30 protein-coding genes are annotated in these 21,261 nt (G+C 47.7%); 14 read left to right on the top strand and 16 right to left on the bottom strand.

The features are described 5' to 3' along the window. Positions 1-107: 107 nt before the first annotated feature. Both SynBIOSU31_RS11010 and SynBIOSU31_RS11015 read left to right on the top strand, forming a co-directional pair. The gene (locus SynBIOSU31_RS11010) at positions 108-371 is read left to right on the top strand and encodes a Nif11-like leader peptide family natural product precursor (protein ID WP_186490015.1); all 264 of its coding nucleotides are present in this window, start codon (positions 108-110) and stop codon (positions 369-371) included. A 19-nt stretch (positions 372-390) separates the two neighbouring features. Continuing rightward, positions 391-618, top strand: a complete 228-nt coding sequence (locus SynBIOSU31_RS11015) for a Nif11-like leader peptide family natural product precursor (protein WP_186490023.1) — start codon at positions 391-393, stop codon at positions 616-618. A 732-nt stretch (positions 619-1,350) separates the two neighbouring features. On the opposite strand, the gene SynBIOSU31_RS14940 is transcribed toward SynBIOSU31_RS11015, so the two are convergent. From SynBIOSU31_RS14940 to SynBIOSU31_RS14825, 6 genes are all read right to left on the bottom strand, one after another. Further along, positions 1,351-1,710 (bottom strand): DUF3104 domain-containing protein, encoded by a 360-nt coding sequence (locus tag SynBIOSU31_RS14940; RefSeq protein WP_370593625.1) that lies wholly within the window; start codon positions 1,708-1,710, stop codon positions 1,351-1,353. A 122-nt stretch (positions 1,711-1,832) separates the two neighbouring features. After that, complete coding sequence (locus SynBIOSU31_RS11025; RefSeq protein WP_186490024.1) at positions 1,833-2,015, bottom strand: hypothetical protein; 183 nt, start codon at positions 2,013-2,015, stop codon at positions 1,833-1,835. Positions 2,016-2,018: 3 nt separating this feature from the next. Then, complete coding sequence (locus tag SynBIOSU31_RS11030; protein ID WP_186490026.1) at positions 2,019-2,321, bottom strand: hypothetical protein; 303 nt, start codon at positions 2,319-2,321, stop codon at positions 2,019-2,021. Between the two features lie 103 nt (positions 2,322-2,424). Beyond that, positions 2,425-2,874, bottom strand: a complete 450-nt coding sequence (locus tag SynBIOSU31_RS11035; RefSeq protein ID WP_186490028.1) for a hypothetical protein — start codon at positions 2,872-2,874, stop codon at positions 2,425-2,427. Positions 2,875-4,626: 1,752 nt separating this feature from the next. Further along, on the bottom strand, positions 4,627-4,896 hold the full coding sequence (locus SynBIOSU31_RS11040) for a Nif11-like leader peptide family natural product precursor (protein ID WP_186490036.1): 270 nt from the start codon (positions 4,894-4,896) through the stop codon (positions 4,627-4,629). A 119-nt stretch (positions 4,897-5,015) separates the two neighbouring features. Then, on the bottom strand, positions 5,016-5,312 hold the full coding sequence (locus SynBIOSU31_RS14825) for a hypothetical protein (protein WP_255477206.1): 297 nt from the start codon (positions 5,310-5,312) through the stop codon (positions 5,016-5,018). 240 nt (positions 5,313-5,552) lie between these two features. On the opposite strand from SynBIOSU31_RS14825, the gene SynBIOSU31_RS11055 reads away from it, so the two are divergent. Together SynBIOSU31_RS11055 and SynBIOSU31_RS11060 are read left to right on the top strand one after the other, a co-directional pair. Then, positions 5,553-5,849 (top strand): DUF3303 domain-containing protein, encoded by a 297-nt coding sequence (locus SynBIOSU31_RS11055; protein WP_186490040.1) that lies wholly within the window; start codon positions 5,553-5,555, stop codon positions 5,847-5,849. Between the two features lie 187 nt (positions 5,850-6,036). Then, positions 6,037-6,354, top strand: a complete 318-nt coding sequence (locus SynBIOSU31_RS11060; RefSeq protein WP_186490042.1) for a hypothetical protein — start codon at positions 6,037-6,039, stop codon at positions 6,352-6,354. 386 nt (positions 6,355-6,740) lie between these two features. Here SynBIOSU31_RS11060 and SynBIOSU31_RS11065 read toward each other — a convergent pair whose 3' ends face one another. Continuing rightward, positions 6,741-7,064: a hypothetical protein gene (locus tag SynBIOSU31_RS11065; RefSeq protein WP_186490044.1), complete on the bottom strand. Its 324-nt coding sequence runs from the start codon at positions 7,062-7,064 to the stop codon at positions 6,741-6,743. Positions 7,065-7,533: 469 nt separating this feature from the next. Continuing rightward, on the bottom strand, positions 7,534-7,842 hold the full coding sequence (locus tag SynBIOSU31_RS11070; protein WP_255477207.1) for a DUF1651 domain-containing protein: 309 nt from the start codon (positions 7,840-7,842) through the stop codon (positions 7,534-7,536). A gap of 218 nt (positions 7,843-8,060) precedes the next feature. Here SynBIOSU31_RS11070 and SynBIOSU31_RS11075 point away from each other — a divergent pair, with 218 nt between their 5' ends. Then, a complete protein-coding gene (locus SynBIOSU31_RS11075; protein WP_186490046.1) occupies positions 8,061-8,288 on the top strand; it encodes a hypothetical protein in 228 nt (75 codons plus the stop codon). A gap of 50 nt (positions 8,289-8,338) precedes the next feature. Here SynBIOSU31_RS11075 and SynBIOSU31_RS11080 read toward each other — a convergent pair whose 3' ends face one another. From SynBIOSU31_RS11080 to SynBIOSU31_RS11095, 4 genes are all read right to left on the bottom strand, one after another. After that, on the bottom strand, positions 8,339-8,485 hold the full coding sequence (locus SynBIOSU31_RS11080) for a DUF3104 domain-containing protein (RefSeq protein ID WP_186490048.1): 147 nt from the start codon (positions 8,483-8,485) through the stop codon (positions 8,339-8,341). 56 nt (positions 8,486-8,541) lie between these two features. Then, positions 8,542-8,802, bottom strand: a complete 261-nt coding sequence (locus SynBIOSU31_RS11085; RefSeq protein ID WP_186490055.1) for a Nif11-like leader peptide family RiPP precursor — start codon at positions 8,800-8,802, stop codon at positions 8,542-8,544. A gap of 231 nt (positions 8,803-9,033) precedes the next feature. Beyond that, the gene (locus SynBIOSU31_RS11090) at positions 9,034-9,462 is read right to left on the bottom strand and encodes a hypothetical protein (RefSeq protein WP_186490057.1); all 429 of its coding nucleotides are present in this window, start codon (positions 9,460-9,462) and stop codon (positions 9,034-9,036) included. Positions 9,463-9,479: 17 nt separating this feature from the next. Continuing rightward, on the bottom strand, positions 9,480-9,767 hold the full coding sequence (locus tag SynBIOSU31_RS11095; RefSeq protein ID WP_186490059.1) for a hypothetical protein: 288 nt from the start codon (positions 9,765-9,767) through the stop codon (positions 9,480-9,482). 205 nt (positions 9,768-9,972) lie between these two features. Here SynBIOSU31_RS11095 and SynBIOSU31_RS11100 point away from each other — a divergent pair, with 205 nt between their 5' ends. The 6 genes from SynBIOSU31_RS11100 (at position 9,973) to SynBIOSU31_RS11125 (ending at position 14,511) form a co-directional block, all read left to right on the top strand. Further along, positions 9,973-10,230 (top strand): hypothetical protein, encoded by a 258-nt coding sequence (locus SynBIOSU31_RS11100; RefSeq protein WP_186490061.1) that lies wholly within the window; start codon positions 9,973-9,975, stop codon positions 10,228-10,230. A gap of 611 nt (positions 10,231-10,841) precedes the next feature. Continuing rightward, on the top strand, positions 10,842-11,105 hold the full coding sequence (locus SynBIOSU31_RS11105) for a hypothetical protein (protein WP_186490062.1): 264 nt from the start codon (positions 10,842-10,844) through the stop codon (positions 11,103-11,105). Positions 11,106-11,204: 99 nt separating this feature from the next. Continuing rightward, positions 11,205-11,375 (top strand): hypothetical protein, encoded by a 171-nt coding sequence (locus tag SynBIOSU31_RS11110; RefSeq protein WP_186490063.1) that lies wholly within the window; start codon positions 11,205-11,207, stop codon positions 11,373-11,375. 779 nt (positions 11,376-12,154) lie between these two features. Beyond that, positions 12,155-12,427, top strand: a complete 273-nt coding sequence (locus SynBIOSU31_RS11115; RefSeq protein WP_186490064.1) for a hypothetical protein — start codon at positions 12,155-12,157, stop codon at positions 12,425-12,427. A 231-nt stretch (positions 12,428-12,658) separates the two neighbouring features. After that, positions 12,659-13,402 (top strand): hypothetical protein, encoded by a 744-nt coding sequence (locus SynBIOSU31_RS11120; protein WP_186490065.1) that lies wholly within the window; start codon positions 12,659-12,661, stop codon positions 13,400-13,402. 83 nt (positions 13,403-13,485) lie between these two features. Beyond that, on the top strand, positions 13,486-14,511 hold the full coding sequence (locus SynBIOSU31_RS11125) for a hypothetical protein (RefSeq protein ID WP_186490066.1): 1,026 nt from the start codon (positions 13,486-13,488) through the stop codon (positions 14,509-14,511). A gap of 42 nt (positions 14,512-14,553) precedes the next feature. Here the strand turns inward: SynBIOSU31_RS11125 and SynBIOSU31_RS11130 are convergent, their stop codons facing one another. Continuing rightward, positions 14,554-15,618 (bottom strand): lactate/malate family dehydrogenase, encoded by a 1,065-nt coding sequence (locus tag SynBIOSU31_RS11130; RefSeq protein ID WP_186490067.1) that lies wholly within the window; start codon positions 15,616-15,618, stop codon positions 14,554-14,556. 149 nt (positions 15,619-15,767) lie between these two features. Here SynBIOSU31_RS11130 and SynBIOSU31_RS11135 point away from each other — a divergent pair, with 149 nt between their 5' ends. Next, complete coding sequence (locus tag SynBIOSU31_RS11135; protein WP_186490070.1) at positions 15,768-16,142, top strand: hypothetical protein; 375 nt, start codon at positions 15,768-15,770, stop codon at positions 16,140-16,142. A gap of 372 nt (positions 16,143-16,514) precedes the next feature. Here SynBIOSU31_RS11135 and SynBIOSU31_RS11140 read toward each other — a convergent pair whose 3' ends face one another. Both SynBIOSU31_RS11140 and SynBIOSU31_RS11145 read right to left on the bottom strand, forming a co-directional pair. Then, positions 16,515-16,733, bottom strand: coding sequence for a hypothetical protein (locus SynBIOSU31_RS11140; protein ID WP_186490072.1), 219 nt, complete (start codon positions 16,731-16,733; stop codon positions 16,515-16,517). After that, entirely contained in the window at positions 16,730-17,161 is a 432-nt protein-coding gene (locus tag SynBIOSU31_RS11145) for a hypothetical protein (protein ID WP_186490073.1), read from the bottom strand. The genes SynBIOSU31_RS11140 and SynBIOSU31_RS11145 overlap by 4 nt, the downstream gene beginning before the upstream one ends. 112 nt (positions 17,162-17,273) lie before the next feature. Between SynBIOSU31_RS11145 and SynBIOSU31_RS11150 the strand changes: the two genes are divergently transcribed. Both SynBIOSU31_RS11150 and SynBIOSU31_RS11155 read left to right on the top strand, forming a co-directional pair. Then, positions 17,274-17,600 (top strand): DUF3303 domain-containing protein, encoded by a 327-nt coding sequence (locus tag SynBIOSU31_RS11150; RefSeq protein ID WP_186490075.1) that lies wholly within the window; start codon positions 17,274-17,276, stop codon positions 17,598-17,600. Positions 17,601-18,701: 1,101 nt separating this feature from the next. After that, positions 18,702-19,415, top strand: coding sequence for a hypothetical protein (locus SynBIOSU31_RS11155; RefSeq protein ID WP_186490077.1), 714 nt, complete (start codon positions 18,702-18,704; stop codon positions 19,413-19,415). A gap of 1,358 nt (positions 19,416-20,773) precedes the next feature. On the opposite strand, the gene SynBIOSU31_RS11165 is transcribed toward SynBIOSU31_RS11155, so the two are convergent. Then, the gene (locus SynBIOSU31_RS11165; RefSeq protein ID WP_186490079.1) at positions 20,774-21,139 is read right to left on the bottom strand and encodes a hypothetical protein; all 366 of its coding nucleotides are present in this window, start codon (positions 21,137-21,139) and stop codon (positions 20,774-20,776) included. Positions 21,140-21,261: the final 122 nt, after the last annotated feature.

Here is a 21,261-nt window from a genome sequence, read left to right on the forward strand (position 1 = left end):
ACCAACAACTCACTAGCCCCGCCATGTGCGGGGTTTTTTATGTCAAGCAAGTGAACACGGTGCTTCCTGTCAACCGTTGCTATGACTGCTGAACAGACCTGATACCCATGTCCCTAGAACAACTCAAAGCCTTCCTCGCCAAGGTCAATGAAGATTCCAACCTTCAGGAGAAACTCAAAGGAGCAAAGTCACCTGAAGATGTTGTAAGCATTGCTAAAGAACATGGTCATGACTTTGCTCTCGAACATATCAACCAGTTGACTGACAAAGAGCTTGAAGGCGTATCAGGCGGCACTGCTATTACTCCAATAATTGCTGCTACAAATGCTGCAAGCAATGCTTTGAGAGTCGCAGGCCAAAGTTGCGGTTAAGTCTTAATCAAACAAACCCATGTCCCTAGAACAACTCAAAGCCTTCCTCGAAAAGGTCAAAGGCGACACCACGCTTCAGGAAAAACTAAAAGCAGCTAAGTCCCCTGAAGATGTTGTGGGTATTGCTAAAGAACATGGTCATGAATTCACTGCTGATAAGATCAGTCAGCTCAGTGAAGAGGAGCTAGAAGGTGTTTCGGGTGGTGGCTCTAAAGGTGGATCTGTTTGTGAACCTGAGTGTAGGTGACCAATTGTGTTGTCTCCAAACTGACCATCTTTCTAACCAGTTCAAACCTAAAGCTCCTGTATTGATAGGGGCTTTTTATTGCTTCAATCACAATCCAAAAGCCCACAAAGCAGCCTTCAATGCTTGCACGATTGAGCGCAGTAATCATTAGTTAATAGCAAGTCACCGTCGCTGAAATGGTGGTGAAGGCGCATCCCCCGAACGAGTGAATACGACTGTCCAGATGGACCAGGACAGTGGGACATTGACCCACCAGTCACAAAAAAAGACCCGTTGTTTCACAGGTCTTCGGTGGGTGTGAGGAGTTGGGCATCTCGGTGAGGAGAAAGCCAACTGCCACAGGTATAGCCCAAGCCTGTGCCGTTTACCCCACTGGTCACAACTGGTTGCATACCCATACCCGAGGGATAAGATTTCAACGTGAGGAGAAAAGCTCACGGGGTGGAAACAAGGACACACTCCCGCAGAGTTTTCGGAGCCCCTGCCTTTGGCGGGGGTTTCTTTTTGTCTACTCAGGCTCGTTTCTTGCGATACCAAAGAGCACCGCAACCCACGTAAAAACGATCAATAAAGAAAGCATGGCGCTTAGTGATGCGATTAGAAAAAAGGCAGGATCATCACTTCCTGCCCGAGCAGTCGCATCCTTCATCAATACGACTTTGAGATTCTAAAAACAGAGGTCTGGACGAAGAGAGTTCAAATCTGACGGTTTACCCAACCTTCGTCAGAGACTCATCCAAGTCCGGGAATCACATGCGTCATCAGGTAAGCGTTGACCCAGCGGATCATGCCTGTATCCACATCAGCGATCTGGAACAGGTCCCTCAACTTCGAACCCGTCTTAACCTTCTTAGCCTTCTCTTGCGGATCCACCCCAAAACAATTTTTGGAATAAAAAGGGAAGACAAAAGTGAAAGTGGGGCGCCAACGAAAAACAAATACAATATCGCTAAATACGGGTAGCCAGCAGCGTCGGGGCCCGTAAGACCTAAGACTAAACTGTAAACCACTACAATTGAATAAAGGGCCAACCCAATAGATAAAAAAATGATTGGCACACTTAGGAAATACAACAAAACAGCAAACAACCACCAGCGAAATCCCCTTCTCACAACTCTGGTGCGACGATGCTGCCCTATTGGTAGCTATGACCAGTAGGGCAGTCAGGCGAGTGGAAGCGTTGCCCGCCTAGGTGGTGAAAGCTCAGAAGCCCATCACCCCTGCGTCTTGGCAGTGCCAGGCAAGCCAGGGTTTCTGTCTTGAACGTATCCAGGAAGTCCTGGATTTCCATATGCCTCAGCCTCCCTTGGCATCAGCCCGTCGACTGCGAAGAACGCCGCCGCACCCAGAAGACCGCCAACAGCAGAACCGATAACAACACGTTTAATCCCCTTCATGGATCAAGCCTCCTCGCCGGGGTTCAGATACTTAGTGGTGTACGGCAATGCTTCCTGTTCGCTTCCCACCTGCATCCATTCGACGGGCATATTGAACTTTCCATCCTTTGCCCATTCGGCGTAGAGATCAGCGCCCATGGTCACTTCGGCAGTGAACTTGATCAGGGCGACGTTGTTGCGACCCTTGCTGGAGCTGCTTTCAACGCGAGTATTGATGTGTTGCTTGCCGTGTTGAACGTCTTCTTTTTGGGGTGTTATCCAAAGCCCCCATGCCTTGGTTTTGAACTGTCCCTTAGAGGTTGCCATTTCATAAAAGTCTCTGGAGTCACCGTCGCTGAAAGGGTGGTGAAGGAGCGGAAGATATTTCGTAGACAGACGCCAGATGCCTGAAATGTAGCAATGCAAGGTGTCAGCTTTCAGTCTCATTCAAAGCCTTCTCAAAGGCTGATTCATCACTTCTTTTGCAAATACCCCTTATCTTTCCTGATTCCAATTCGGAAAGAGAATCTCTACGAATGAGAACATCAGCAACTATTTGTCCAGTTGGATCAAATTGCATAGATGCCTTTTGAATAACAGTATTTCCATTAACAATTTCTTTCTTATCTTCAACCACATAACCATTGACGATTTCCACTTCTTCCCATTCACCACCTAGTGACCCCATTATTCGACTATTTAACAGATCAAGCTTTAAGTGCTGGATGACAGTTTTCTCTTCCCTCTTTATAATCTGATTTGACTTAAGATTCTTTACCGCAATAAAACGGCTGCTCTCACACCTCAAATAAACAAAGTCATCAGCAACGGCAGGTGATGCAGAGAGGAGTAGAGCGCTAAGGAGTGGAAGGCATTTCATATTCACAGGCTAGAGACGACTGCTTATTCCATCTACCACCAACAAACATATCGGCAATTGCTTAACCATACCGATTCCTGTAAGACTCCAGGATTTCCATAAGTTCCTCAGCTTTTTCCCCATAGCACTCACTAAGTGAACGCATATCATGCTCACATTTCATCCAGAAACTCACAAATTCTGTATCAGACCTATGTGCCCCTGACCGATGTCGAACAACTGTAATCCCAAAATGAGTAACCTCACTCCAGTGATAATAGAACTTTCTGAACAACACCCTCTCCCTCATTCCATCTGGACCTAATTTCAACCAACTACTATTAGGCCAGAGAGTCAGTATGGATACAAGAATGCCGAGGCCACCAAAAACACATATCAATGAGTTGATCCAGTCACCTCCTGAATCAGTAATTCCCACGACAAGAAATAGAATGCTTACCACAATCACGAAAATCCACTTGATCTTACTGGGGTAAAGCGTTATGGACTCTGGCAGCAAATCCTGTTGATCCACAAGCCTTAGCTCCCAATAGCTGTTCATAAGGTTAGAGACGACTCCCTATGCCATCTACCACCAATTAAAACCCCCCAAAGGAACTAAGGACCCAGGGCGATCTTTAGCTCGAATGGGGGATGTAAACCGGATCAATCCGGGTGAAGTTGTGATGGGTGGAATTGATTGATGGACAAAACAACTAAAACCACAGGCTCTCTGGCTGGAGACATCGTTGTCGCCACTCTGTTGACAATAGTCTTTGCAACTGCATTTGCTTTTGTGGCCAACAGTCACTCGCAGCAATACAAAGATTGCATTACGCAGAGTGATCTCACTAGCGACCAATGCAGTCTGCTCTACCCCGCACAGCGATGAATGCCGCATCGATTCAATGCAAGATCAGCTCCGAGCAACGACAAGCCCATAGAAAAATGGGGACCACGCGGTGGTCGATACACAGAGCATCGAACGAAATCTGGGCGACCCTGGCGGCGTTACTTCTGACTAAATCAGTATTAAGGAAAAACAGAAGAAACTACAATATATACTTCTTGTTACAGTATTCTAAGGATGGGGCCATTGGCTTGCCTTCGTCCATGATTTTTGTCAAAGCACAATGGCAATAATCTTGGATATCCTTAAGAGTGCTGCTGAGCCCCTTTAGTTCAACTGATGTCAATGCATGCGCAATGCATGATTCAGATTCAACTTGAGGGTATGCAAGGGCAGACCCAGTCGTTATCAGTGATGTCGCGGTCAATACTGCCAGTGAAAGCTTTTTCATGAGTTCAGCTTGTGATGTACCCATATTCTCAGTTGGCAGGATTACCAAGGTCACAACCTGCAGGGTAGATCCCAGTCATATCAAGCGATTGCAGTCAAATAACGCCCTCAAGCCTGCAGCCATCAGCAGCAGAGCCAGCGCCCCAAAAGCTAGTTGTAGCAAGGAGTTTTAAGCCGCCAGTAGCCTATAATCCCGCACCAACCAGCAGCTCGGACCCGCAGGCAAACCTACCACCTAAATCTCAGTCACTGCAATGCATCTCAGCCGTTGATCGCCTGAAACGCGCAGCTATTCACTCGCTGAAGGGGTGATGCACCTTCACCACCCCTTCAGCGACGGCAGCTTGCCTTTAATTAATAATTACTACGCTCAATCGCACCAGGCATTGGAGGCAGAAAGATGGACAAAGGTTGTGATTGAAGAAACAACAAAACAATTGATGCGAATGGTAAGCGGATTACGATTGCAAGTTTCAATTACAGACATTTTGACAATGTGACTGGCAAAAATAAGACCAAAGTGATCCAACATCACCACCAGCATCACCGCCAGCCATTCTCTCAAGTTCTTTGCCTGAAAGCTCTGGTTGAGCTTTCTGCAAGTCTTCAGCAGAGATGCTGAAACCGGCTTCTTCGGCAGTCGCCACAACGGCATCAGTATCGGCAGCTGCTTTGAGCTTCTCCTGAAGAGTGGTGTTGCCTCTGACTTTTTCCAGGAAGGGTTTGAGTTGTTCTTTAGTCATGGGTGTCTCCGAAAGGGACCCTTTGGTTCTACGCCTGTTGCACAGCAGTGAGCAGAGGGGCAGCCGACCTGAGCCGTACGGTTTCAGGAACTTTCAAGACGGTTTGTTCGGAGGCAGAATCACAGGCTTTGATTGTGTTGCAGTGTCTCCTGTGCCTTGGTGGGCAGCGGGGCGATGGCAACAACAGAATCCAGCAACTCAATGGAGAGAGGGCGCAGTATTGATAAGGCGTCAGTTCGCGCATGATGCCGAGCTTTGGTTGGGTGCGCTTGCCAGTGCCACTGACAGTCACCACCTGGGCTGACACCGCTTCCACCCGCCTGATTTCTACATCGTTTCCATGCCTCGATCGCGTTGTGGCGAAGCATTCGTCGAACGGCAAGAGCACCACCACCCCTGAGCGGCCTCGTTTCCACGACGACCAACTGGGCATGAGCCGTGGGTGAGTCATTCGTGAAATTGCAGACCTTCCCCCACTGGGGTTTTCTCCAGCCAATTCACGCCATTCTTCGGCGCATACCTACCGACGAGTGGCCTGTCCTTATTGGGCATCGGTAAAGTCTGGCCAGCATCCGGATCAAACCGGATCAATTTGCATTTGCGGGCTTGCCTCTATCTTTACTCAAGGGAAAATCACGATATTTGCAGACTTTTAGATGGCACGTTTCATGATCCAGTGGTGCGCTCCTGCTCCTACTGAGAAGTACGCAAACGCCATCGTTGATTACATCAGCAACGGTAAGACGATGGATGAATTTGCCGGGTTCAAAGTACTGGCACGTCAGATCCACCCCCATACCGGTGGAGGCGTACTACTGGTGGAAGCCGACAACATGGCAGCAGTTCAGAAGCACACATATCCCTGGACCAAGGGTCTCGGAGTCACCGCGACGATTACCCCCGGCCTTAGCGACGAGGAGTTTGTCGAGCTGGAAGGGAGTACCCCCAACTGACCAGAAGGCAGCAGGCTGACTCCCTACAGGGCAGTTGGTTAATCCACGGAAAAACTGGATACAGCTCGCCTTCTGTATCCAGAAACGTCAATCACGGGGTCGAGCCGTATGGCAGCAAATCCCATAAGACTCATTCAACTGTATGAAAAACTGAGATGGCACTTAGATTGCTTTCTTACTTGAATTCATGAAAGTACTATCCCTATTTGGAGTTCTGCTCATCTCAGTTGCGCCTGTTTTTGCTGTTAATCCTGAGCAAGAGTCAAGACTCAAAGAGTCTTGGTGGCCAAAGCAAGGAACAAGTTTTAGATGCTACATGGAACTTGAAGAGAATGGAATATTCCTATTTAAAGAAGTTTTATCTGAGAGTGAAATTAGTTGGGAGTTATTCCCACGTCCACAGCCAAAACATTTTGAATTCATAGAAGACAAAGGTGGTGCTTGGGTAGGAGGTGCAGATGACACCCGGCTTGTTCGCACACAGGCCGGAATCTGTCATTACTAAAGCAATAGCGTTGCTTTTATCGGATGAGAAAAACAGGGCTGGACAGAGGGGATGCAGGCAACTGATCGATGGTGCAGCAGCCGTTGATTGGCTGGAGCTGTACGGGCAGAAGTGATCAGGGTGTACCCCTGCCATTTATGGAGATCCGACAACTTGGTCCCGATAGTGCTTGATTTTTCAAAAAGCTCTTGACAAGCTAACCGTGTGAACACAGGCGGGAGGAGATAACGGTCCTCCCTTTCCTGTTGTCGGATCTTGAGCTGAAGTGACTTTGGCTCGTTTGAAGATGCGCCTTCACCACCCTTTCAGCGACGGTGGCTTGTCTAAGCTAATAATTACTGCGCTTAATCGTGCCTGGTATTGAATGTTGATTTGTGGCAACAGTGCTACCAGACGTCAGGGCAAAGCAATGCTTTTAGTTTTTTGTATTCCATCAATTTTTCTCGGCCAGATTCAACGCTGAGGAATTCACCATTGGACACCATGGCCTCTGCGATAATTCGCGTCGCGGTGGGGCTGAACACAGAAAGGCCCTCTTGATTGGTATGCCTATCCCTTACGCACATTTCTTTCACAAATTCGATCTCGTAATCATCATACAGATCGACCAAAAAGTCTTTGTATTCGCCTGCTACGACTGAAATTTCAGATAGACAAATGAGAGCGATAAACAAAAGCAATTTCCTTCCGATGGAGAGGCGGCGAAGCATGGATTAGGCGTTATTCCGCGCATGATGCCGCGCTTTGCTTGGTTGCGCTTGCAGTGGTCACCACCTAGGCAGGCAACGCCATTGGTGCCATCGTTCAGTCATGAGGGACAACATCCGCCGAATCCTGAAAGTTGCGGCGCCATTCGGTGTCATGGCGTTGGGTTGGTAAGCCTTCGTGCCCAACTTCAAACTGCTCAGGCTTGGGACTGATCGCTCTCAAGAATAGATTCATCTTGAACGACTCTTCAATGCAGCCGACCATTTGAGGTACGACCTGTTTACGCCGCAGTCCACTAAGGATTGGAATCTGTATGCGCGGGATGGGCGGTCAGACAATGGATCTCAGAACCACTTTTGGACGGGGCACGAAAGGACCGAATTCTCAAAAAGGGCGAGGCTCTCATGCTCAAAGAGTGCGGACCAAATCCAGAAAGACTTGATCCCATGCCGTAAGTCCAGTTTGGACAAGTCACCACCTGGGCTGACAGCGTTTCCAGCCACCTGACTTCTGCATGGTCTCCCAAGCCTCGATGGCGTTGTGGCGCAGCATCCTGCGAATGACCGGCTGAGCACTGCCGCGTAATGGCCTGGTCTCCACGACGACCCACTGGGCATGAGCTGTTGGATTGCTGTTGGTGAAGCTGCAGACCTTTTGCTCCTGGTCGTTCAACAACCAACCGACACCGTCCTTCGGTGCATGTCGGTCAACAAGTGGACGGTCCTTGTTTGGCATCGGTGGAGTCTGGCGAATTCGTCTGTCCACCAAGCGAAAGACCATCTGCTCAAACGGCGCTGCATTGAATCGCCAAAATTTGATGCGCTGCTTGACTTCTAGCTCTCAGGCAAACACCATCTAGCCCAATAGTTGGCCCATTTATGTTCAGATCTGCTGCAGCGCAGACTTTTTGAGGTTTTTCTGCCTGCTGGGCCAACACTTTTGTTCCTCCAGAAGCAGCTCTTCGGAGCGAAAAATGAGGGTCGGCTGCTGAACCCTGCATGTTTCTCGAAATCCCCGTTTTGCTCGAAGCAGGCATCTCGGTGAACGATGAAATCGCAACTCACATCCACTGCCTTAAGCAGCCTGATCTGACCACAGAGGATCGCGACCACATCCAGCAGAACCTTGCCCGAGGTTGTGCCCGTGGCCTGCAGCTCATCGCACTGCATCAGCTGCACCTGTCTCTCCGCCTCGATGAGCTGGTCGTGGAGATGGCCGACGCTTGATCTGCTTGGCCTCCGTTGAGGTTCAGCAGCCCCGCCAAGCGCGGGGCTTTTTATTGCCCCGGAGCCCTCGCGAGGATGTGGGTCACGAAATCAGCGTTGACCCAGCGGATCACGCCTGAATCCACATCAGCGATCTGAAAGAGATTGTGGATGCTCGGATCACGGGCACCGCCGCCGCAGTGGATCACCTGGCCCATCCACGATTCCCCAAAAAAAACCCGCTATTTGCGGGCATTCTTGATTTCACTTGGCTTCAGTTGTCAGCCGTATAGTTTTTGCAGTGCGTATTTTGGTGGCATTGGCACCAAGATCCAAACTGTCCGGCGTTTGTAGCTTCAAGCTCCTCCTCTGTAATTTTAACGGGTAGATTGAAAAGGTTGGCAGATATCGCAAAACCCTCTGCTCTCGCAGTATCAACAACCTCTTCTGTTGACTTTGCAGCCTTGATTTTCTCCTGAAGGCTTCTGTCACCTTCGAGTTTTACGAGAATTGCATTGAGTTGTTCTTGAGTCATGGGTGTCTCCGAGTGGGACCTGCTCGGTCTATTCCCGCTGGATCACGCATGGAAGTGGGGCGACCGTCCTTCGAGGTTCGGTTTCAGGACCTTTTCGGACGGGTTCTGCGGGAGCAAAGTCGCATGTTTCTATGGCGTTGTGACAAAGCTTGCTTCTGCTTTTGGCGGCTCTGGCGTGCGTTACGGAATCTCTGAAGAAATAGAAAGGTGAATTAGTCGTCGAAAGCTTTATCAGTTGAACAAGCAGCGGACATTATCGTGATCGACCGAGAATTCAATGATCTCCCCACCTAACATCCAGGGTGCGGTGACTAGAACCGCCTGGTAATCAGTGCTTTTTACGCCGAGTTCCCAGGTGGCCAGTGAGAACCCGTTGTCACTTTTGAACAGCGCGGAACCTGATTTACGAAGTTCGATCGATTCCTCTCCCGCTGTAATAAGAACCCCCCAAGGTCGACAAAATTGCTTAGCTTGAGTGGGTAATAAGATCAGCATCGAAGCAGTAGCAATAGTTGTAATGGCAGTGAGGTTTCTCATGGCAGGTCTGATTCGCAAGACAAAAACATAGCTTTTTAGCAGCTGCTTCTGATCTTTCACCAACCAGCCGACACCGTTCTTCGGTGCGTGGCGATCAACAAGCGGGCGGTCCTTGTTCGGCATCAATCAACGATGGCGAGTCAGCGTGCCTTTGAGGGTTTGCGATGGGGGATCTCAGTAACACCGTTTTTAGTGCGAAAGATGGTCAAGTCTCTATTTCGATCCACCTGCCAGGTAGCGGGAAAAACCTTGCCATCGCTTTCAACTGAAATCTCACCAGAAGCAGGTTTCCAATAGATGACACGCTTGTTGTCGCTGGCGTAGGTCACCTCGAACGACTCAGTGTCCTCCCGCACGAAGCAAGCCTCTGAAACGCCATTGAAAGTGCATGTTCCATGAAATCCAATGATGGGCCGAGCGACAGCCACAGAAGCCGAGCAGCAACCCGCAGCAGCGATTAGTGCTGGTCGAAAACGGTTCATTGATAACGCCTGAGCAGTTCCACCAATACGGCAGTTTCGTCACTAAACAATTTTGCTGTGCGCAAGTGGGTCGTCCTTGCTTGGCATGCCGACACGATGGCGAAACGGCCTTGCGAATACTGGGCAAACTGAGACCTGCAATCAGTTGTTCATGCCAGAAACCACCAGCCCGAAAGTCGAACTGATGTGTCTGCAGGGGTTGGCTGATCTGGAACGAATCGAAGGGCCATTTCTGAATGCACTGGCCGCAAGCGACCCCGAGGGAGCGGCGGTCATGCTGTTTTTGTTGCTGGCCCACATGGCTTCGACGAGCAAGCGGCTTCTGGGAGCGATGGTGGTCGATCGGCTGGATGCTGAAACCGATGCCGTGGAAAGGCCAACTGCTCACGAGGCAGTCGGCCGATCCTGAAAAAAGTGGTCCCACCTAGTCGCAGTGGGACCACTCTGGTCCCTTTCAAGGACATCCCAGGTCGACCTCTGGGCCATAAAACCCAGTCATAGCCTTGAAATCCCTTGGCACGACAGGAAAATTTTTTCCTTCTAAGCAGTCGGTCGAAAGTTCGAATCCATCAGGGGGCGTCAGTTACAGCAAAGCTTCGCAGCAGTCACCACCCACCATTCGGCGAGTTATTTAATGCCCTGGACCGATGACAAAACCGGCTTCCGCGTGAACTAAACCAGACAGGCAGGTCGTTCAGAGCCATTTAAGAGAAGCACACCAGAGCTGTTCAGTGGGCTTCACCTGAAACTCGACTGATCTTCTTCCGACTTTCACCAAAAAAACTTCCGAGAATCACTCAAAGAGTGGTCATTCTCAATTCATCGGGGTCTCTACTCCCTACTCGCGTCTCAAAACAATGACAGATCAAACATCATTAGCAACGAAGTCGACGCGTGAACTCGACTACTTTGATCCCAGCCTTGAGGTTATTGATCATTACTTCTCTTGCATAAAATTGTGCAATCTAAATGATCAAAATTGTCCAATTAATTGCCTTGCTGAACACTTAGGTTTTGGCGATGGCTGATGTTTACTTTGATAAGCACTACGCCAATCCCACCAAGCGCCGAGTTTTTGCTCCCCCGGAGCCTTGGCGTCACCGACTGCCGCAGAAGTTAGTACTTCAATGGCGACCACTGCCTGCACCGATGCAGTGGAGCGTTGTTTGCAACCTGGGTGAGCAACGATTCATTGGCGCGTCACTGACTCCATCGACCCATTTCCAGCACTTCCGCTTCTGCCATTGCGCGTGCTTTGGGTGGTGGCCGTCTCGTCGCCTTTGAGCTGACGTCAACGCAGATGGGCTGGACAGATCCCGAGGTGGACAAAGGCGACATCATGTGAGGACCTACTTCACTTCGATGCTGCGTTCGCTATCTGCCATGGCACTTGTTGTTTGTTTAAGCGTTATCTCGCTTTTGACTGCTTGCTCGAATGAAGGCATTGCCTTGTCGAATCGCGTTGTAGATCAAGAAGCGAGTTTGATTGAGCTTGGGACCATGGATCAAGCACCAAACGTCGGCGAAGAGTCCATGAAATTCGATCCCCTGTAGTCAATTAATACGTTGGAGTCAGCCGACACCATTCTTTGGTGGGCACCTATCGACTATCGGGCAGTCCTTGTTTGTCCTCAGCAGAGTCTGAAAGGACTCGCAGAAGCGATTGGATTGATGGGTCCCGGCCTCTTTCTGCTGAACCGAGAACTGATCCTCGAACTGTGCAGATAGCAGATCAAAACGAGTCGTGCCAAAGACCAACTGCTCACGAGGAAGTGAGCACCTCAGAGGTCGTTCCTTCACCCTTAGGCGCCGGCACTCCTAGCTGTTTGTGTAGCCTCCAGCACGGGTTGTCGTAAAAGCCGACAGCAATAGATGTGGGCCATCACTTCTTGGCGTCTTCAGCACGCTTCGCGGCTGCTCCGGCTTTGGCTTCAGTGCGCTTGGATTGCATTGCAGGGAACGCTTCGTGGTGAGCTTGTTGGCTCAAAACTTCCACAAGAGGTCATTGTCGGCCAGCTTCTGGCAAATGGCCAGGTTGCCTGGTTTACACCAGACCGATAGTAGATCCTGGGTTTAACGGACTCCCTGGTATTGCTGAATTCATTCATGAAGAAGTGAAGGAGTATGTTAATCAATAATTACCATATAGCCTGTGATCAGACTTCATCTTTAACTCCATTCACAACACATACATCTACTTCTGAGTTGAGTTACTGGTGAATATTAGCCCCGCCAAGCGCGGGGCTTTTTATTGCCTAGCTTCAGCTGTGAGCAACATCACTGCACCGCTTGATGGTGGTCATCACATCAGCCATTGATTAGGGAGATGCTGCATGAGTCGAAGGGATGACCTCCACACCACCACCCACCAACAACGAACCATGACTACTGCTTTCACGACTGAAACCGTCGACCAACAGCTTCAACTATCCGATCTTCAACAGCTGAATGGTGGCGGTGCCCCGCTTCTCCTCGCATGGGGCATGGGTGCAGCTACAGGAGCGATGGCGATGTGGATCTATGAAAACGCTAATCGAGAAAAAATTGCTGATGCTGTTCATGACCTGATTAGCGGAGAATCAGAAAGCCAAAGAGGTAATTCCTAGAGCTATCGAGAGCAATCTGGCTCCGGCGGCGGTGGCAAATTCGGTAGGCCATTCTGGAGCATGAACATTCTCGTTAAGGTCTTAAATCCGGGTTCTTCATCCTTCGGCTTGCCGCTAGCGAGGTAATCGAGGGAGCTTTTCTTAAAGCTGAAATCGGAGCCCGCCAAGCAAGAACAGCTTCATAGCGCAGGAAATGTTGCTATCAAGAGTGCAAATGCCTGCTTTAGCTAGATGAGTTTCTGGTCTTTAGTCATTATCTGCATTGGCGCTATTGGAAGCTGTCATTGGTTGGCAAGTTTGATCTCGTATCAACCAGAGAAAGTGCAAATCCGCTGGGCATCAATTGGAGGCGGGGCTAGCTTGGGATACATTTTTGTTCATCTGTTGCCTGAACTAGCGAGCGGAGGTGGTGACATAAGCCAAGCTGTTGAGATGAGCCCTTACGTGCCAAATGCATTAACCGAGAGCCTACTGTTCCTAATCGTTTTGCTGGGAGTCTTGATTCCGTATGCATTGGGTGTCATTAGCACACAGAATCCATCTAGTACTCAATGGGCAGGTATTGTTCGTCTAGCTCTATTTGCTCTAGTCAACTACCTCTACGCCTACTCCTTGCCGTCGTTACTAACAACCGGAATCATCTATGGACTATTATATACAGTAGCAATAAGTGCACATATCTTACTCGCAGATAGAGTATTAGATAAAAACCACAAAAAAGTTTTTCGGAAGCGTTTCCGCTGGATCGGCAGCGCTGCCCTTATTTTAGGCGCGGTTCACGCCGCGATTTTGCATCCAATTTCTGACTTAACATTGGCTGTGGCTACGGCATTTGTTGGTGGTGGTTTATTAATCAGCGTTTTTCGGGAAGAGCTTCCCAGTCCTAATCAATCTCGACTTGCATGGCTGTCGCTTGGCTTGATCACGATGATTTCACTTCTCCTAACAGCAACAACAATGCATGCTCATACATGAAGCAACGATTGCAACGCATGTAATCGCTAGAGCCACTATTGAGATATAGATCCAGTTTCAAGTTTTGCTTCTACCCGCATGAGTTGAGAAATCAAATCTTCCAGGCTAGTGTTAGAAAACATGATTTGTCATTGTCTTTGAGCTTCTTCGTTGAACCTGGATCTGTTGCTGTTGTGGCTCGCGGACTTCTTGGGTCAGTTTCGACGCCTGAGGGGGCAACACAGGAACAGTTAAGGCTGATCCAATCGTTACTTGATAATTTATGGAACCGGCCTGACCTAAAAATACATACATTAGGTCCAATTAATTCCTTAGAGCTTGCAGTTACTGTCAAGGATCAATCTACTCGGAGAGTTTTTCACAACTTGCAAATGATGCTGGAATTGTGCAGGCACCCTCAGACAAAAGAACAACTTCGTCTGGGCGAAAATTATTCCGAATCTCTAGGCGTGACGAGCGATGCACTGCAAGTGACTCGAGATTACTTGCATTCTGGGGTCAAAAAAGCCGCTGAGGATGCAAACCGAATATTCAATAAGTATCTTCCTTCAAGAAGCGAGCCTGAACTAGCAGGGCAAGATTTATCAACTATTGATAACCTTCAAAATTTAGCAAAGAGGATTGAGTCATTCTCTGATTTACCCGAAACAAGCCTTGGCTGGGCATTAATTTTCTACTACAAACACTTTGGATTTCCTGTCCCAGGATCTCAACTATGCGCACTAAATAGTCTCTATGTCGCTCATGACATGACACATGTCATTTCTGGAATCTCAATTACGCCTGCCGGAGAAATAGCATTAAGTGCTTTTCAGCTTGCGATGGGGCCTAATCAAATAAATGAAAGCGCTCTTTTGGCCTCATTAATAACTCATGAGGCCGGTTTCGTCAGCGTCAATCCAACCCTTCATCCTGACGATGCAAGCCTTGACAACTCTTCGGCTGCACATCTGCTTTCGAGTGAGCTGGCCAGAGGGAGTTGCTGCAATGGTGATTTCTCTTTGGTTGATCACTTCCAGCTAGCACATCTTCCTCTATCAACAGTACGCGAGCAGTTCAATGTATTGCCACCAATAAATCCAGACGATGGCCACCATTTTCTTTGGTAATCACATCATGTAAACGGACCTTCTACTTTTGAAGAAATATCGCTATTTACGACACGTCATCGTTGCATCGTTGATGGCTTTGGCGGCTTGTTGAAGGGCTTTTAGTTCGTCTTTATCAAGATCCAGTTCGTAAACCTTATCCCAGCCATGTACACCCAAAAGAACAGGAACGCCAAGGACACTGTCTCCACAGTTGGCCAACTCTCCTTTCAAGAGAACTTGTGCGGCTATCACTTGCGGCCTGGCTTCAGCCAAGCATGCCACTAAGTCGGTCACTGCATGAGCTGTCATGACCTCAGTCGTATGTCCCCGGCTGGTGAAGTGAGTGAGAAAAGGCCGTAAACCTGTTCGAAGATCCGCTGTACATCTATTGAGAAACGTCTCTGCTTGCTGCCATTCGTTTTGCTCTAGATGATGTAGCAGGATTTTACGTCCATCTTGAAGTCTTAATGGGTAGTCAACTGAAGATCCGCATCGCTTCAACTCAGACTGAAGGCTTGCTAAACGCCATTGTGGAATCCCTGACGCTTCAATTTGACTAATACACGGAACAAGGTGATCGCCATGTTGCCCAAGAGTCCAAGCACGAATGTGGGTTCGCCGCACATCTAGGTCCCTGGCCAGCTCTGCTCGGAAGCGAAGTGTGTCTGACCAAGCACCAGCTCCGATGACTCGATGCCGGCCCAGAGCTTCAGCAAAGATTTGAACACCTAATTCCACTGGATTGGACTGAACAATGACAAGAGGTGGCTCTGAGCTACTTGCAAGGGCAATTGCATATTGTTCGAAAAGCTCGGCGTTGTCTTTCCCTAGCTGAGCGCGGTCGGCCTTTTCTGTTGGGTTTGTGCTGAGGGTACGCCCAGCCAACATCACCACCACATCGGCGTTGATGCACTCAGGGTCAATAACCACCTCGATGGATGGAGCGTTATCACAAAAGGCATCAGTGAGATCTGCGCGAAGCGCGTGAACACCCATCTCACTGACGTCCCCATGATGTCCGACCAGCTGGAGCGTCCCACCGCTTGGGATTAAACCTCGATCGAGGATTTGTACAACTAGCTGGCGACCGCAGTGGCCCGAGGCTCCGATTACAGCGAGGCGCATTTGGATACATCAATTCATATATTTTGGTTGCTTCAATGAAACTGTCTACCCAATGACAAAAAATCAAGGGGTCAGCATTGATTAGATGTTGAAGGCAAGAGGGAGAAGCTGCAGTTCGTTTTTTATCACCCTGGAGTCTTCGGCAGAGGATGGGGCATCAGATCAATATTGTCCCACCTGATCGCCCCGCTCTGAGAGTTTCAAAATCCCAAAAAAGAAACCTGCTTACCTTGACGACGAAGTCTTTTCATCCTTTTTTCATGCACCCAATAGCCGATTTTGATGAGCTTCCCCCAGATCAACTTCCACAGGAGCAGGCAAATAATAACCGGGGCATTGATTACAACAGCGCAAACGATTCGATCAGGCCAAGCATCAAAGCATTTCAACCCGACCCAAACTCCAACACTGCCCAGGACACAAGTCGTCAAAAGCCAAACCAACAACATCCCCCAAGTAATAAGGAAGTCAACAAGTTTTTGATTATATTTTCTGGACACAGTGCTTACGAACTCCTGATGTAATGAAGCATTATAAAAAGATTCGGTGTTTTGCTACAACAGGGCTCGTCCGGAAGGTTGAGCAATGAGATTCTGTCTTATTCAAACCTTAAAAGCTTTTCCTGACAAGAGATAAACACCCACCCAAATCAAAAGTCCGATGACTACAAACGCCTGGATTGACCACTAGAAATCCACAAAAACTGCGATCAAAATGATGCTTGTCTTGAGGGTTTCCGGTAACAACTCACGTTAGCTCTCATAGTGATCCCACCGGTTCTACCGGATCAGATATCCCCTATTGGCATTGCCACCTTCATCTAACCATGCCTCATCGGGTTGTGGCTGAGCATCCACTCACTACTGGCTAATCACCGACCAGTAGCGAGCAAAACATCATTTATCTTTTCTCTGGGTCACATCATATATACCAAATCCGAATACGAGGCTAAAGGCCAATACAACGGCACCTTTTTCAAGTTGAATTGGTAGACCAGCTCTGCAACCTTGTTCTCTCTCAAGGTGACTGCCAAGACTGAAACCAGCTGCAAACAACATCAAGGTTCCTGCTCCAGCACCACAGGCTTTGAGGACTATTTGTTCAGTGATTTTCATTTAAAGATACTGTGCTGCTTGGCGGCATAACCACTGAATGATACCAAGGAAAACGGAAGTGCAATCAGAAAACTTGTCAAATAAAATCCACCGAATATGAAGCCAACGACGAAGCCAGGAATAAAAGAAGTTTTCCTGCTAGGGCAGGAATAGCCAGATGCAAAAGTAAATCCAATGACCAAAAGGAGGAGTGCTGCATAGCCTGCCCAAGAAATTATATGAATCAATTGCATAATTCCACGGAAGGCCTTCCATTCTACTTGTTCAATTAAAGTTACACGAAAAATGCAAGTATTCGAACTAAGGGTTATGGGTACGGCCATCTCGTTCCTGAAACAGCACAACTCACCCATCTGGGCGATGTGAAGCCAGCCAAAGCCATTTGTTAGTGAATGGCGGTCAACACGTGAGCGGACCTGATTTGGCAACCCACAACGATGGACAAACTACTTAGCGGATGCTGGGCAAACTAAGGACTTTTCATTCCGAGCCCATGCAGGAAACCACCAGCACTCATATGGAAAAAGGTGATTGCAGTGGTTGGCTGATCTAGAGCGGCTGGATGCTCCCTGGGTGGAACTGATAGGCGGCAGTGAACCAGAACGCGCTCCGGTTCCTAGTAGGGAATACGCCAGTGCCATCGGTGATTACATCAGCAACCGCACGCCCTTGGATGAATTTGCAGGATTCAAAGTACTGGCACGTCAGATCCACCCTCATACCGGTGGAGGCATGCTGCTGATAGAAGCCGACAACATGACAGCAGTACAGAAGCACACCTACCCCGAACAAGGGATCTCGGCATCACGGCGACGATTATCCCTGGCCTTAGCGATGAGGAGTTTGTTAAACTGGAGAGAAGTATGACCAACTCGGACTAAATCACTCCGGCTATGACGCCACAAAACATTCTGATCCGTCATCAATTTTTAAATGATTGACAAGACAGCTAGTAATGCAATATTCATCATTTAAGTCGCATTCCGTGATGCAGACGAAATAATCTTCAAGCGCATCCCACCTTTCAGTAATAGAACTTTGAAGGGGTTCTTTTTTCAAGTCATACATTGTTGGCTCCCGAGTGAATGCTCTATAGGAGGCCTTCCACTAGAAAGTCAATTATTTTGTATCGATGAATAAACTACCTAGTAATATACTCATGGGGCAAAATACTCATTGGGGTTACTCGCGTAAACAACAAATAACGCCTAGCACCAAAGCCCTACACAGGCCTCATACGGAGAGAGTCAATCAACCGATCAAGACATAACACAACAACAGGAGGCGCCAAACAGCCCTCTAATACGGAAGAAAAAATAAATACTCATTTGCGAAATAATAAATTGATCAACTTATTTTTGCTGAACGAGAATAAGGTCGATGAACAAAATGGAGACGCGCATGAATGCATCAAAGAAAAGTCCAGCCTGCTTCCTGCGATGGAGCATACATAAAGTGACCAAAGGTTTATACGCAGTCTCTGCAACTATTGATGGTTCTGACTACGACTTTGTTGGCAATTTTAGGTCGATTCAAGAAGCCCAAACAGCAGGTCGTCGTTATATACAAGACCTTTTGCATAATTCACTTTCTGGTGGTCGTTTGTCACTCAGAACAGTAAAAAGCTCAGTCGCCTAAAGAAAGTCTCATCAGGATAGTTACTGATTAGTTTTAAGCTAACAATCCCATGAGACCAGCACCTAAACTGATTCGCAGCGAATCGTTGACAGGGAAGCTGGATATTGGCGCACCCATGGTGCGCCATGGTCTAGATAGCAATTGCACGCAGCAACAACTTCACACCCTGGAGAGCCGACAGCAGCAAGCCAACCGTGTGATCTCTACTCGACTGCATTTGAACATAGCAGCTGCTGAAGTGCAATCTCCGAAATTACGGAATTGATTGAAGGCTAAAAAACATAAACTCAAAACAATGCAAATTATACGGGCCATTCAGATACAAACAGCTTGAATGTCGCTAATATTACAAAATCTACCGGAACAGAATTGATGATTCTAAATACATTAGCAAAATATTTATCCAGACCGAGAGAAGTTTATTTTTTAATGATCTCATACCTGTTTTCGTTCGCATTCAACAGATCACTTTCACTTGCAAACATAGAAGATGGCCTTGTCAAGCAATTACTGGCAAACGCAAATTCATTTTTAAACAGCCTTACGTCCCTTGGCCATCCACTAAACAGTCTGTTTCTTCTAACAACAGCTTGCCTAATCATACTAGGAATAATTGGCCGGAGCGATCGATTAGGCAAAGATATTCTTGCAATCTTTTTATCAATATGCTGGCTTGCTGAGCTGATGTCCATTAATCTTCTGCTCATAGCTCCCATCAAAGATCCAAAGCTACTTTTGGCAGAATTGTTGCTGTTCCTGCCAATTGTTGTTGTTTCATTTACTTGGTGGTACTGGAGAATAAACTATTCATACTCAATAAGCAAAAAAGCAAAGCCAGAGGCAGAGCCAATTACATTCAAGATTCCGAGAACAACACTAAATTATTTATATCTTTCTATTGATACATTTTTCAAATACCAGCCTAGCTACGTCAGCTTTAACACCAAACGTGCAAAATCAATTCATTTATTTCACGCGATTGTAAAGCTGAATGTTCTAGGGCTTACGTTGGGACGTGCGGTGAGCTTAGCAACATCATTTTAACGACGATCAAAACATTCATCATTGTGGCAAATCAGAGATCTAAAATTAACTAACAAACAAGTGCCCCACTATCTGAAGCAGGGCATTAAGGTTTAAGAGGTTAAGCAATCAACAGCAACCGCATCTGAATCCATCTGCACATGGTTCACAGCAGAAGCGTTTGCCATCGTGGATCACAGCTTTTGTCACTTCGATGCTGCAGTCACAATCGGAGTTGCATTAGCATTTGAAGAGATCGGTATTCGTGGTGATGACCGGAATTGAATAAGTCCTTTCTAGACCTGCACAAAGTTTCTCGATAGGGAGAAGACCGACCATGTAGATAGGCATAGCCATAAAAGCCAAAAACCGCCCCAACTGGAACCAAACAAAACTCGCAACGAGCACACCCCGAAACCCTTACAAAGCACCATCGGTAACTCACCAGAACTCGATGTAAGAAGAATCAGGCCTGATGGCAGATCACGACGACAGAGCAACTCTGCTGGCCTCCCCTAGGTGCCCTTCACTGGCGTTGGACACCATGGTTCGTCAATGAGAATCCCTTATGGAACTCGAATAACAGCACGAAGCCGGCAGAAACCGAATCACCGGCTGCACTTCTGACTGCTGGCCATCAAGGCCAGCTAGTCAATCGCCTCGAAAGACATACTGGCTTCACACGTTCGGTGCATGCAAGTTCAGATGGATTCAACTCACTGATGAATCCATCATTTTCCAGACTTCAATGGCACTGGAGCAAAGCATTTTTCTTGTGACTGGCTCAACTTTCCCCAACAGCAGTCTGCTGTCGAAGACCGCACATTGCTGATCAGTATGAGCCATGTCATTAAGCGAGCTACATAGAATTAGCAATTAACAAGATGAGTCTCCGAATTCAACAACTTAAAGAGTTAAATCTAATTTTCCTTCATAATTCTAAAACGATAGATTTTAGATCAAGCTCAGAGCCCTAGCGCTTTTTGGGCAACTCCACGCTCTGTGCCTTACAAGTCTCTCGTGCGTACAGAAGCGCAGCTTGAATATTTGAAGACTCTTTGGAACCCAAAACTTCAATGACATCTTCTGAATACCGTATGAAGTCAGCATTCGAAATAGCCTCATCCTTTCTAAGATTACACAACAAAGTCAATGCTTGGTAAAGGGAAACATAACCTCCAACATACGATGTATCGCATCCCCGTTGATTTTGCTTCCGCAAATTATCCGTAAATTCTTGATAAACTTCTTGAGCCAAAGCTCCTGAGGATGCCAGAAAAAGAGCACAGATTAACGAGAAGAGCTTCATGAGCAAAACTGATTAAAAACAAAAGATTGATGATGATGCTATTTCAAAAGCACAATTAAAGCAAAAAGCTTCATCGCTCTTCCACAAGCAGATCGCACCATTGATTTTTTCTCAAATTATTATTAATAATTCCAATATTGAGCATCCCCTTGGTCGTGACTTTATACGTCTTATTGATATGCTTTTGCGCCTCTTCCTTACTCAGTAGATCATCCAAAATAAGATTGCAATAGACACCTATCAACATAACGCTCGCACCTGCTGTGATACCTTCACCAAATTTTTTATTCGCAATCTGCTGTAGCTGATCGTTGCTGATTTCCCGCATCTCACCCTGGGGCTGATCAGCAAGACCTGTCTGACAGCCCAATGGTGAGAACATCATGATTCCAATCAATAACAGCGGCTTCAATGCAACCAAACCCTGTGTACGCATAGCTCGTTATCGCCGCTACAGCATTCATAGCGTGGACTTATGTCATTTGCCTTGAACACACCACCCCGACAGGTCCGTCCGGATAACTGTAATGAGGGCCCACTGCCGACAATCAATGAATT

Source organism: Synechococcus sp. BIOS-U3-1 (assembly GCF_014279975.1).
Taxonomy (GTDB): domain Bacteria; phylum Cyanobacteriota; class Cyanobacteriia; order PCC-6307; family Cyanobiaceae; genus Synechococcus_C.